At 42.8% G+C, this 12519-nt stretch carries 13 protein-coding genes and 1 pseudogene; 6 read left to right on the plus strand and 8 right to left on the minus strand.

Annotation, left to right across the window (positions count from 1 at the left end; genetic code table 11):
* Positions 1-4: 4 nt before the first annotated feature.
* Together tssJ and tagH are read right to left on the minus strand one after the other, a co-directional pair.
* Positions 5-460 carry a type VI secretion system lipoprotein TssJ gene (tssJ, locus tag CIK04_RS08305; RefSeq protein WP_039537655.1) on the minus strand — a complete coding sequence of 152 codons (456 nt, stop codon included), beginning with the start codon at positions 458-460 and terminating at the stop codon, positions 5-7.
* Positions 461-1678, minus strand: coding sequence for a type VI secretion system-associated FHA domain protein TagH (gene tagH, locus CIK04_RS08310; protein WP_097352333.1), 1218 nt, complete (start codon positions 1676-1678; stop codon positions 461-463).
* Between the two features lie 316 nt (positions 1679-1994).
* Here tagH and CIK04_RS08315 point away from each other — a divergent pair, with 316 nt between their 5' ends.
* A complete protein-coding gene (locus tag CIK04_RS08315) occupies positions 1995-4163 on the plus strand; it encodes a serine/threonine-protein kinase (protein WP_097352332.1) in 2169 nt (722 codons plus the stop codon).
* 68 nt (positions 4164-4231) lie between these two features.
* On the opposite strand, the gene CIK04_RS08320 is transcribed toward CIK04_RS08315, so the two are convergent.
* Positions 4232-4849, minus strand: coding sequence for a glutathione S-transferase (locus CIK04_RS08320; protein WP_038941149.1), 618 nt, complete (start codon positions 4847-4849; stop codon positions 4232-4234).
* Positions 4850-4949: 100 nt separating this feature from the next.
* On the opposite strand from CIK04_RS08320, the gene CIK04_RS08325 reads away from it, so the two are divergent.
* Together CIK04_RS08325 and CIK04_RS08330 are read left to right on the plus strand one after the other, a co-directional pair.
* Complete coding sequence (locus CIK04_RS08325) at positions 4950-5537, plus strand: TetR/AcrR family transcriptional regulator (RefSeq protein WP_039546683.1); 588 nt, start codon at positions 4950-4952, stop codon at positions 5535-5537.
* Positions 5534-5932: a PPC domain-containing DNA-binding protein gene (locus CIK04_RS08330; protein ID WP_097352331.1), complete on the plus strand. Its 399-nt coding sequence runs from the start codon at positions 5534-5536 to the stop codon at positions 5930-5932. Before CIK04_RS08325 ends, CIK04_RS08330 begins: the two co-directional genes overlap by 4 nt.
* 3 nt (positions 5933-5935) lie before the next feature.
* On the opposite strand, the gene CIK04_RS08335 is transcribed toward CIK04_RS08330, so the two are convergent.
* Positions 5936-6160 (minus strand): DUF3820 family protein, encoded by a 225-nt coding sequence (locus CIK04_RS08335; protein WP_038941152.1) that lies wholly within the window; start codon positions 6158-6160, stop codon positions 5936-5938.
* Positions 6161-6231: 71 nt separating this feature from the next.
* Here CIK04_RS08335 and CIK04_RS08340 point away from each other — a divergent pair, with 71 nt between their 5' ends.
* Entirely contained in the window at positions 6232-6537 is a 306-nt protein-coding gene (locus CIK04_RS08340; RefSeq protein WP_080533744.1) for a cysteine-rich CWC family protein, read from the plus strand.
* A gap of 19 nt (positions 6538-6556) precedes the next feature.
* Here the strand turns inward: CIK04_RS08340 and CIK04_RS08345 are convergent, their stop codons facing one another.
* Positions 6557-6901 (minus strand): HopJ type III effector protein, encoded by a 345-nt coding sequence (locus CIK04_RS08345; protein ID WP_039546686.1) that lies wholly within the window; start codon positions 6899-6901, stop codon positions 6557-6559.
* Positions 6902-7162: 261 nt separating this feature from the next.
* Between CIK04_RS08345 and CIK04_RS08350 the strand changes: the two genes are divergently transcribed.
* Positions 7163-8761, plus strand: a complete 1599-nt coding sequence (locus tag CIK04_RS08350) for a bifunctional diguanylate cyclase/phosphodiesterase (RefSeq protein ID WP_225460600.1) — start codon at positions 7163-7165, stop codon at positions 8759-8761.
* Positions 8762-8860: 99 nt separating this feature from the next.
* On the opposite strand, the gene CIK04_RS08355 is transcribed toward CIK04_RS08350, so the two are convergent.
* Positions 8861-9193 carry a 4a-hydroxytetrahydrobiopterin dehydratase gene (locus tag CIK04_RS08355; protein ID WP_011081408.1) on the minus strand — a complete coding sequence of 111 codons (333 nt, stop codon included), beginning with the start codon at positions 9191-9193 and terminating at the stop codon, positions 8861-8863.
* Positions 9186-9977: a phenylalanine 4-monooxygenase gene (gene phhA / locus CIK04_RS08360; protein WP_053542478.1), complete on the minus strand. Its 792-nt coding sequence runs from the start codon at positions 9975-9977 to the stop codon at positions 9186-9188. Before phhA ends, CIK04_RS08355 begins: the two co-directional genes overlap by 8 nt.
* 226 nt (positions 9978-10203) lie before the next feature.
* Here phhA and CIK04_RS08365 point away from each other — a divergent pair, with 226 nt between their 5' ends.
* Entirely contained in the window at positions 10204-12180 is a 1977-nt protein-coding gene (locus CIK04_RS08365) for an acetoacetate--CoA ligase (RefSeq protein WP_176463303.1), read from the plus strand.
* A 115-nt stretch (positions 12181-12295) separates the two neighbouring features.
* On the opposite strand, the pseudogene CIK04_RS08370 reads toward CIK04_RS08365, so the two are convergent.
* A pseudogene (locus CIK04_RS08370) lies at positions 12296-12519 on the minus strand (SAM-dependent methyltransferase); the annotation flags it as partial.

The following is a 12519-nucleotide window of genomic DNA, read 5'->3' on the forward strand; positions in this document are numbered from 1 at the left end:
GTTATTATTTTATAGCCAAAGACAATTCATCTAGTGAAAGCTCGTAGGTGTTATAGCCCTTGCGATCGACCTTTATCACCTTGCGCCAATTTGCATTTTCGATGTCTCGATATGCCACTACAATGCCAATATATTCAACACTTGGTTTCATCGTAGATTCATAAAGTGTGTTTTGGCCTGGGGAAAGATACAATTCTGTTTTGTTCACCAGATCTGGGCCTAGCGTTTGAGCTGTATTTTCATAGAGAGAGAAGAAGTCTTGACTCGTAAATAAGGTATCAGAGGTGAGTTCAAGGACATAAACCACGACGGGTGAAGGTCTGCCATTCATATCTGGATTGACATTGAACCCTGTCTTTATTTCCAAATTTGAATAGGGAGAAACAACCATATTGGCCGCACTGCAACCCATTAATAAAAACACTATTATTGTGGTAATTACTTTTGCTATGGATTTCATTTATTCTCTCCCCACTTTTCTTATTGACGATTCATAAGATTTGGAAAAATCTTCCAAATAAAATCCTTTTTCATCAACGTCAATCTCATTTCTTATTTGAAAATAGATATCTTCATACTTCTTCCATCGTTTTTTATCGAGTTGCGAAAATATTGATGTCAATCCATTTTGTTCACTTTGAGAGAGGTGTCCAGATATGGTATTCGGTTCAAGCAGACGTAACACCCCAGATACCGCGCCATGAACACCTTCTATCATTGCTTTTTCATGAGCTTCTATATCATTAAATGCAGATTGAATTGCGGCTTCCGGTGAGAGAAAACTCGCACTGCGTCTGTTATATAGATTGTGAATTGCGTCTTCTAAACTCGCCGAAAACTTAAGAGGATTATTTTCCTTTTTCTGAAAAGAGGTATGGTTTAATTTGTTCGCCTGTTTGAACTCTGCACGATTATGCAATGTCTGCATTAGACCTTCTAACATAAGAGAGTAAGAGCGACCTAATCGATTAAACCATTGCTCTCTTTCCTGTTCTGGAACTAAGCTTAAATCGATACCAGCCCCCTTGAGAAAAGCATTCAAATCCGAATCAACACGTTCACATCGCTTAGCCACTTTCTCATCACGAGGATAGTCGTTCGCTCTCTCTTCTTTCTGAGTCGGCTCTATGTGGGGGCTTAATATGGGAGCATCGAGAAAATCATCCAAATCACCTAATTCTGGCGATAGATTTTGATGCTGCTTTTCTTCTTCGGCCAAAAATAGGTTTGCATCAAAACCAAAATCCATAAAATTATCATTACCACTGACTGACTCTTTATTGACTTCACGTGGTGAGAGAGTATTCGTGTGGATTTGGCTTCGGGTTACGTTATGGTTTTCGCTATTTTTAAACGATACTTCGATTTCATACTCTCCAAAATTAATAATATCTTTATCACTTAAAGCCACCTCGACACCATTTCCTACTGGGCTAACTGACTTATTAACAAAAATGCCATTTGTAGAGAGATCTCTAAGTAGATAATCATTACCAAACTTAGTTATTTCACCATGAACACCAGAAATAATTCTTTCAGGATCAGGTAATACCCAATCACAGCTCTCAGAGCGCCCAAATTTCATACAAAAGTGTTCTTCGTTTGTTGGTATTGAATACACACTTTTTATTTCTGGTGTAAAACGGTGGAAACTAGTAATCGAAAGCACTATTCCCATAACATCCTCTAGCCACTTTATTAATAATGCATTTATCAACAAAAACCAAAAGTTAAAACTCAATTTTGTTTTCGATATTAGAATGCACTACTACTTTAGATATATTTATTGCTTGCGATAATGAGCATTTTGCTGATTTAACACAAAGCCAAAATCATGCAACAAAACAAATATAGAACACAGTTCAAATTTTTAGTGAGAACTAATGTTACAAAGAATTAGTCCTCTGTTAATTAGTACGAAAGCTTTTAATTCGCAGACAAATCAAACTTTTTTGAGTATATGATGTCACTCTTTACCGTTTTAGGGGTTGTATATGTCAGTTGATAATGAGAATAAAAACACGCAAGAAGAGAAAAATGACAAGACTAAATTTATTGCGCGTTCACAAAAAATTGGTCCGGAAAAGAATGTAGAAAAAAGTAAAATAGAACCAGTTAGTGTTAAAGAAATAAATAAAGAAGACAATATTAACGACAAATCTCACACTAAAAGACCCGAATCAAACACAGCTCACCCCTCAACAAGAACAGAGGTAAACATCGCTGTGACGGGAGAAAACAGTTCGCCCAGCTATCAAACTCTAGAGAAAGGCCATTTAGTTAAAAATCGTTACGTGATTGATAGCCTAATTGGGCATGGTGGCCTATGTGACGTCTACCGAGCCAAAGATAAAGTTCTTGAATCATCTGGAGTTGCTAGTCCTTTTGTTGCACTCAAAGTATTGCAACACGAATACATCGACCAGCCAGAGACTGCACGAATGCTTATCCGAGAGGCGCAGCATACTCAAACCTTGAGTCACCCCAACATCATTCGCGTTTTTGATTTTGGCGTCGATAACAAAATTTATTTTATTGTGATGGAATACTTAGATGGAGAGACCATCGAACAATTGATCCAGCGTTCCAGACCCAATGGCTTGGCGTTTCCTAATGCCAAAGTCCTACTAAACCAAATACTCGACGCTCTGATATATGCTCATTCGCTTGATATCGTACACGCAGATCTAAAACCGGCTAACATCATGATCGATTCAGACGGTACTGTGAAATTACTCGACTTTGGTGTGTCAAAAACTGAGCGCCTCAAACAAGATCAGTACGCCGCCAAGCGTAAAGTCGATGATCATCAAGTATTGGGATATACCCCAAATTATGCGTCCCTCAACATCATTAGTGGCAATAAGCCATGCAGGCAGGACGATCTGTTTGCGTTTGCGTGCATTGCATACGAACTCCTTTCTTGCAAGCACCCCTATAATCGTACCCCTATCGATTTGGCTAAGAAAAATGCGATTCCACTAAAGAAACCCTCTGGTTTTCCAAATGCCCTATGGCCCGATATTAAAACGATTCTCACCGACACTAGTGGTCAGTACAAACTCACTGCCGAGTCGCTGAAACAGAGACTCAACCAAAATAATCGCTCAAAATATGCAATAGCTGCATTGATTGTTCTCGGTTTATCCACCTCTTTTGGTGTTGCGTATCACTTAAACTCGCAGATCGTCCAGTTGGAAGAGGCCAATCGCCAATTGACTCATTCGCTACAAACGCAGCAACAGATCATTAATAGCCAGCCTGAATCCGTCTTTGAGCTTAGCGCATCCGATACCATCCATCCGGTTTTAAGAGCCGGATTACTGCGGCATCACAAACAAACGCTTCTCGCGAAATTTGAGCAACAGATCGATGAAATTCTTAACCAAAGCAATAACGAATATCCAGATTACGATCAAGTCGAATCTGTCCTAAAGCACGCAGCCATCTACTACCCAGATTCCCACAAGCTTGAATTACTCAACCTTGATATGCGCTCGAGTAAGCGTTCAACGTTGTTGTCAATTGAAAGACACATCAACGCTGTGCTCGAAAAAGGTCAATACGATGCGAAGCAGGATGGAAAATCGATCGTTGATCTCAACAATGATTTGAATTCCATTCAAAAGAACTATCCGCTCACTCCATCATCACTGGCCTTGGAAGTATTTGAGCAAAATCTTATTGACGCTATTGAGCAGCGTAACTCTATTTCACTCACAGAACTGCTGGCGATAGGCGAGACGTTTTTTAGTACTCATGAAGCTTCACAGCAAAGATTGTTACATGCTAAAGAAGTGAATTCAGCCGTCATTGCCATGGAGAAATGGAAACAAGCGGAAGAAAATGGAGAGCAGGCTATATACCCCTATGATGCAGCGCAGGTTCTTTATGGGCACAAGTTTTCCTCGTTACATAAAAAGCTTGAAAGCGCCACAACCGTTAACTCTCTCGATCAGTTGGTGGCCGATATCGATAACCTCGCCAAGGATTTCCCACCAAATTTCCCAAACATCTCTGATCTGCGTTTTCAAACTGCCAACAAGTATCTGAAGTTTTCAGATATGCTGTTGAGAAAACGCCAATCAGTCAGTGCACGCAACGCGATGAAAAAGGCAAACGAACTGCTGCAGCAAGTCGACAGTACCGACTTTAGAGGCTAATGTGCCGACAAAAATGGCCAAAGCGGGTGACGCTTTGGCCATTTTAGGTTTCGTACAAGTACACCGAATTACAAAGGCTGGAATGCCGCTCTGTTGGAGACTTGCTCATACCACTTCTGAATGTGGCTGAACTGTTCAAAAACCGCAAGCTCAAGCCCTTTTACAGCAAACGTAACAAAAATGAACGCGGTGATATCAACAATCGTAAAGTGTTCGGTCGCAACATAAGTGCTTTCAGAAAGGCGCTTTTCCAATACTGGCAAAAATGCCTCAACACGTTTTTTAGATTCTACGCCCCATGCTTCCACGCACGTTTCTCTGTCTTGATATATAGCCGTAATATTGCGAAAAGCTTGGAATGCAGCGTAGAGACCTTGAAACTCGACAACACGGTGCCACATTTCGACTTGTGCTTTTTCTAAAGCGTCACGCCCAAACAGCGCCATTTCATTTGGATGAATCTCATCAAAATAACGACAAATCGCCACGCTTTCACACAGCGTAGTGCCATCGTCCAGCTCAAGCATCGGCACTTTACCATTGACGCTTTTCTGCAAAAATTCGGGTTTGAGGTTATCACCTTCTCTTACGTTGAGCTGAACACGTTCAACACTTGCACCAATTTCAGCCAAAAATAGCGTTACTCGGCGACAACTCGGGGTCATTTCTGTTTCATACAGTTTCATTTTTAGTCCTTTCTCTTTTTCAGAACGATCGTTTAGGTTAGAATGTACGTGTTTTCTAAACGTTCAGTCAAGAATAATTTTTATCCATTAAGGTTTTGTTATGGCACGAAAGGCAAATTTCAATCGAGACGATAAGCTACTAGAAGCTATGGATCTCTTCTGGAGGAAAGGCTACGCCAGCACCGCCATTTCAGATTTGGTTGATGAGCTCAAAATAAACCGATTCAGTTTATACAACACATTTGGTGACAAACAGCAGCTGTATTACGAAGCGCTTGAGATGTACTTAACATCGATCTCCTTTCCTTCTTTAAGTGATGTAAGCCAGCCTAATGCTTCGCTTGCTGAGCTTGAAGCTTTCTTAAATCATTTTGCTCAAATTCAAAGGGAAAGAAGCTGCGGTTGCTTTATGCAAAATGCGCTGGTTGAGCACGCTGGTGATGACGATGAAGTACTAAAGAAAGGCCACCGCTTGTTTGATCACCTGCTTGAAGTATTGACGAATGCCATAGAGAATGGTCAAAAAAGTCAACAAATTACGAACAATGTTCCGGCAGACTCTCTGGCAAAACTGATCCTTAACCAAATGCAAGGAATGCGCGTTATGGGCAAAACGAAACGCTATGATGATTTAGAAATCGCGCTGCAGACGCTGCTCGCGCTCATCAAGTTGGATTCACGTCAATGAGCATCAACGTCATCGCAAAACGCTTAGAATATGGCGCAGACTTAAAACGCGAGATTGCCAATATCGTTATAGAGCATAACATCACTGCGGGAAGTATAGCGGCCTGTACTGGCTGCCTAAGCGAAGTGAAACTGAGGTTGGCTGGCACGAAAAGTGAGTTCCAACAGCAAGCATGTTTTGAAATTGTCGCCATTACTGCCACCTTGACCCCTGAGCATCAGCATGTTCATCTTGCTATTGCGGATGAACACGGTCGTGTGTACGGTGGACACCTACTCGAAGGTTGCCTCGTTGATACCACCGTTGAGCTAATTGTTCACGCCTACCCTGCGTTGTGTTTTGAGCGAGCTTGGGACGAAAAGACCGGTTACACCGAGCTTGTAATTAAGCAATAAACGTCAATCAAATTCGCGCTTGAGGGGTTTAACAACACTATCCAATCCTTCAATTTTGAGCGCAAGACAGAGCTGCATTAACTCACCGAGTTCTCCTTGCGGGAACTCGTCTTTGCGTGCAAACCAAAGTAAGTACTCTTCAGGCAAATCAATCAACACCCTTCCCGCATATTTCCCAAATGGCATTTGAATTCGCGCTAACTTAATGAGATTTTCTTTGGCAAGCATGTTCTGGTCCTTTAATTTATTGCGCGTCAAGCTTACCATTAGCCGGCAATGACCACCAAGGACAGAAATTCATGAAGACCCCCTGTGTTGCAGCCTGTAAAAACAATAATGGCATCTGCGAAGGTTGCCTGCGCACAGTCACCGAGATAGCCAACTGGTCTCGATTCAACGATCTGCAAAGAGAAGAGATTGTGGCTCAGCTCGATGGCCGTACCGCTACCCACGAGTGCCCAAGCTGTACGAAGCCAACGCAATGTGATATTGCCCAGGGAAAAACACACTGTTGGTGTTTTGACTTAGAAGAAAGAGAAGTGAGCGTGTCTAGCAAAGGTCTATGCCTTTGTCGACGCTGTTTAGAGAAAGCACCGATTGCCTAAACAATCGGCGCTCATGTCGCTACTTTTCTGTTAGTGCCGGCGTGTCAAACTGAACACCTGACCAACCAAAACGTATGAAATTGCGAATATTTTGATGGTCATCATTCTCGGGATGCAACAATACATCATGACGGTAATAGCGGCCAAAACACGCAAGCGTTTGTTCTTCGTTTAGCTCATTCAATTGTGCGAAAGAAAATATCTTACATGAGCCATTGTTTTGGCCCGCTTCGTTATGTGTGTCGCCATTTTGAAATGCCGCAGGCACAAATACATAATGGCTATCAATAACATCAATAACCTCTTGAAACTCCACAGCTTCGGGCGTTTCAGCTAACTTAGCCAGTAAATCCTTTAAACTCATTATCCTTCCTGTACAGCGTGATTAAAGAGTCAAAAACTAATCGCTTTGTCATCCCTTTTCAAGCCATTTATCCCAGTGAGTATGCTTATCAGCAACCATGCTATCGAGTTGAAGATAGAAAATTGTTTCAAACCAATTCCAACACAAGCTAACCCGTTAAAACCTCAGCTTTTTTTATTAATAACGACTATCATTTACAACCTTAAGCGTTACGTTTAACATTCACGCTGTTTATATATTTATTAATTAGGTTCTGCTCTTTTGAAAAAACCTCGATTTAGTCACGTCTATTTTGGTATTTGGCTATTAGGAATACTCCTTGCCTCTTGCAGTGTCTTAGCCATTTGGCATATAGAATCTCATAGGGAATGGGAACGAGTAGAGCTCACCCAGCACCTTATATCACCTCCCATACTTTATGGTGGCAGTGCCTTTATTCTGGTTACTCTACTGACTCTTGTGGTTAGTTTATGGCTCCACCGCTACCAACAATGGACGGTGATTTCAAAACGATTAGCTAAAGAAAAAAACCGTACATTGGCAAAGCAAGCGGTGGAAGACAACCTAACCCGCCTTTACAATCGACATGCGCTCAATACTTATATCAACAAGAAGCTTGAAAAATTGGCCAAAGACCCTGACGAGGCCTTTTCCGTTCTCTTTATTGATTTGGATCGCTTCAAAGTCATCAATGATTCCATGGGACATTTGATTGGGGATTTGGTCTTAAAGCAAGTCGCCAGTCGGCTGCTTCTCAATGCCCGCAAACAAGATTCCTGTTATCGATTTGGCGGAGATGAGTTTGTCATCTGCTTACCTGGCCTGCATAACCAAGAAACACTCGCGCGCATTGCTCGCCGATACGCAGAGTTGATCTGTGAACCTTATAATATTGAAGAAAAAATTTGCCAAATCGGCGTCAGTGTTGGAATTGCCACGGTTTCGGATTCCTCATACACCTTGGCAAAAATTTTGCGTGAAGCCGATACAGCAATGTATCGAGCGAAAAAATCGGAAGACAGTAAAGTGGTTTTCTTCGACAACGATATGTTTGTTCAAGCCACAAAACGATTCACTTTTGAGCAAGAGCTCTCTTTTGCGATTGAACGTGAACAGTTACACCTCAAATACCAACCCATTTTTAGCAATGATGGCGAAGAGTTGATCAGCGTTGAAGTATTATTGCGTTGGTATCATCCAGACAATGGTTGGATTTCACCCGCAGACTTTGTACCGATTGCCGAAGAAGCAGGTTTGATCAACAAAATTGGTGACTGGGTGATTGAACGTACCTGCCATGTCGTCGCTCAGCTTAGTGAGCGTTACTGCGCTCAAGAGTTGCCACGTTTTAATATTAACGTTTCTGCGAAACAGTTTATCAACGGACAAGTTTTATACAGCCTTAACAGCCATTTGGCGCGCTTTGCTTGTCCCGCTGAGTTGATAGGGATTGAGATCACCGAAACCAGTTTATTATCCGATAGCAAAGCCACAATCGACGTACTGAACAAGATCAAAGCACTCGGCATTACCATCTCACTGGATGATTTCGGCACGGGCTATTCATCACTTGCGATGCTGAATCAATACCCCATCGACGTAGTCAAAATGGATCGCAGTTTTGTAAAGCACGTTGATGATGTCCATCACCGTTCTGCCCAACTCTGTTTTGCGATCATCAACATGGCTCATACGATTGATCTTTCAGTGGTAGCAGAAGGTGTTGAAACACTTGAACAGTTAAAAATTCTCAAAACATTCCATTGTGATTACATCCAAGGCTACCTCACTGCAAAGCCTATGAATTTGGAAGAGTTAGAGCAATTGTTTGGCACGATTACCCTAAAAAAAATAGCTTGATAGAGAAAAGTAGTCACACGCTTGTGATTACTGAGAAGGGATACTCTATCAAGCTGGTGAGGGTTGGGACACAAACGTTACCCTCAAATCAACAACCAGTTAACGAATGATCTGATCACATTTCGCGGCGCAGATAAAATCATTCTTGTGTAAGCCTTTAATAGAATGGCTCCACCATGTCACCGTTACTTTACCCCACTCAAGTAAAATGGAAGGATGGTGGAACTCTTGTTCAGCGAGCTCAGCAACCTGATTACTGAACTGCCAAGCCTGCATAAAGTTTTTAAATTTATACACTTTTTCAAGTTGAGGAATACCTTCTCTTTCCATCAGGTGCCACCCTTCCAACTCTAGCAGTAATTCTTGCTGTTGTTGTGTCGTTAACGCTATCGCGTCGATACTACAAGCTTCGCATTTTAACTCATCAAGCATCTACAGTTTCCTTTGGTTCAAACAGCGGTGGAAGCAAGCCCGCACTCATTGCAAACTCGACTTCTTTCATTAAATCAATTTTGCTCAATTTGAAAAGAGCGTTAATTTCATCCAGTACAAAATACTTGGGTTGCATGATATCGATTCTATAGGGAGTTCTAAGCACCGTTTGGATATCAAACTTTGCTCGTTCTGGGCGTTCATCTTCCAGCGCATACACGGTTTCACCTGGAGATGAGAGAACACCGCCACCATAAATCCTCAACTCTCCCTCTTCTCTCAATAGACCAAATTCGACCGTAAACCAATAGAGACGAGCGAGGTAGGCTCTTTGCTTAGGTGTCGCCTGCTCGCCTAATTTGCCATAGGTTTCCGTAAAAGCGGCAAAATCAGGATTCGTCAACATCGCACAGTGACCAAAGATTTCATGAAAAAAATCGGGCTCTTGCAAATAATCAAATTCTTCTCTGGTTCGTAAAAACGTCGCGACTGGAAACTTTTTGTTAGCCAACAGATTAAAAAAACGGTCGAAATTGATCAAAGCAGGGACTGGCTCCACACTCCAACCCGTACTCTCTGCAAGCACTTGATTAATTTCCGGCAACTGGGGAACGCGATCGGTTGGGAGATCGAGTAGCGCTAATCCATCGATATAGGCAGAACAGGCACGTCCCTGAACCATGCTCAGTTGTCGGGTGATCAGATCCTGCCAAATCGCATCTTCTTCTTCCGTCCACTCAACGAATCCTTCGGAGTCGACGGGCTTTGAATGATAATGACTCATCACAACCTCAATTTAACAATCCATTTACAACAAGCCTATCTTTTGCACTGAACACTTCCAATCCTACTGACGCTTTTGCCAGCAAAATAGGGTGTAACATTTTCTTTACAAACCCATCTCAAACCCTTACATATCAAATAAATGTATCCTCGTTCACTGTTTGACTTTTGAGCAAAATAGAATAAAACTTATTTGTGTTAATGAATGGTTAACAATGAGAATAACAATGCCAACATCAAGCCCTATCTGGACCCCTTCTCCAGAGAGAATTGCAACCAGCAACCTCAAAAAGTTCATAGAACACATCAACATGCAAGGTGAAGCCATCGAAAACTATGCACAGTTGCATCAGTGGTCGATTGTCGAAAATAAAAAGTTTTGGATGGAAATCTGGACCTTCTGCGATGTGATTGGTTACCAAGGCGACTGTATCGTCGGTGAAGGGAAGCCCAAATGGGGAAATTATTTTTCGCAAAGAGACAACCTTTGGTTCCCTCAAGCAGAACTCAACTACGCTGAAAACTTACTGTCTTCCGCCTACCAAAAACCGCAAGAGCCATCCATTATCTTCCGGAATGAACGGAATGAAGAATCCAGTCTTTCTTGGCAAGAACTGTGTGATCAAGTTTCAATCTTGCAGCAATGGTTAATTCGCAATGATGTCGGTAAAGGCGATGTGGTGGCTGGCTATCTTCCCTATTTGCCAGAAACAGTCATTGCTATGCTGGCAACAACCAGTCTTGGTGCGGTTTGGACCTCCACTTCTCCCGACTTTGGTACAGATAGCGTTATCGAGCGATTAGGACAAGTGAACCCAAAAATTCTGTTTTGCTGCGATGGTTACTCGTTCAATGGCAAAACGTTCGATATGTCAGAAAAGAACCGAAAAATCGCCGAACAGCTACCAGACTTACTCAATATTTGTGAAATCGAGTATTTGGAATCTCCCGAGACGGACTACAACACCAACTACTCCACTTGGGCTGCCATAATAGAAAACTATGATGCCAAAGGTATCATCTACGAACGTGTACCTTTTAATTCGCCCTTGTTTATCCTCTACTCTTCCGGGACCACTGGCAAACCAAAGTGCATCATTCACACGGTGGGCGGAACCATTATCAATCACCTAAAAGAACATCAATTGCATTGCGATATTCAGCCTGATGATCGCGTTTTTTACTACACAACCTGTGGATGGATGATGTGGAACTGGCATGTATCCACACTAGCCAGTGGCGCAACGCTGGTGATCTACGACGGTAGCCCCGTTTACCCAGAGCAATCGGTTTTGTGGGATATGGTGGATGATTGCCAAGTAACACTGTTTGGCACCTCAGCCAAATACTTAGAAGCGATTCAACATGCGCATTACGAGCCAGCACTATTCCATGATCTCAGTACATTAAAAACGATCTGTTCGACGGGTTCCGTGCTCTATCCGGAGCAATTTGATTTTGTCTATTCGTCTATCAAGTCCGATGTTCACCTTGCATCTATCTCTGGTGGCACAGACATTTGTGGCTGTTTTGTACTGGGTAATCCCATCTCGCCAGTCTACTGTGGAGAAGTACAGTACGCAGGCTTAGGAGTCTCTATCGCCGTTTACGACACCTCCGGACAGCCAGTCGTTGAACAACGAGGTGAACTGGTGTGTACCAACTCTCTGCCTAACTACCCGTTGGGCTTTTGGCACGATGATGGAGAGCGTTATCACCAATCATACTGGAGCAAGTACCCCAATGTGTGGCATCACGGTGATGATGTGATCATGACAAATCATGGTGGATTTGTTTTTTACGGGCGAAGTGACACCACACTCAACCCCGGTGGCGTTCGAATCGGCACTGCGGAGCTCTATCAACAAGTGAACGCACTGAACAGCATTGACGATTCGATTGCCGTGGGGAAAGTGAAAAACCGTAGCGAAGAGATCTGGCTGTTTGTTAAACCAGCGACGGGCTTCGACTTAAACGATAGCATTGCAGAACAAATCCGTTCAACGCTGAGAAACCACTGTTCACCACGCCACGTTCCCAGCCAAATTTTTGCTATTTCGGAGATTCCCAAAACGCGCTCAGGGAAGTTGGTCGAATTAGCGGTAAAACAAGTGGTGAATGGGGAAGAAGTGAAAAACCTCGGAGCGATCGCCAACCCAGAGGCTCTAGAAGAAATCAAACGCGTTACGCAAGCTTATCGCTAAGCTTTTCTTTGCATTAAGCCGCCAACTCGGCAACAGAAAAAGGCGAGCCCTACTATTGGCTCGCCTTTCATCATTCGCATATTAAGTTTGGTGTCGCGTCTTGAAGCTTGGTGGGCTAACTTAAGCGTTTCCCCTGACCAACAAAGACAGAATGTGTCTCCCCTTCAAACTGCATTTCGAAAGCGGGCGTCACGGAAACGTCTGCAAAGCCAGCCTGCTTTAAAAGCATTTCTGCTCTTTGCATCGTTAAGCCTTCCTCATCCGATTGCGTAACCCAATCCCAATGGATAAACGTACCGCCAATATTGAGTAGGCTATGTGAAACCTCTAAAGCAGTTT

It is taken from the genome of Vibrio sp. 03_296 (genome assembly GCF_002265885.1).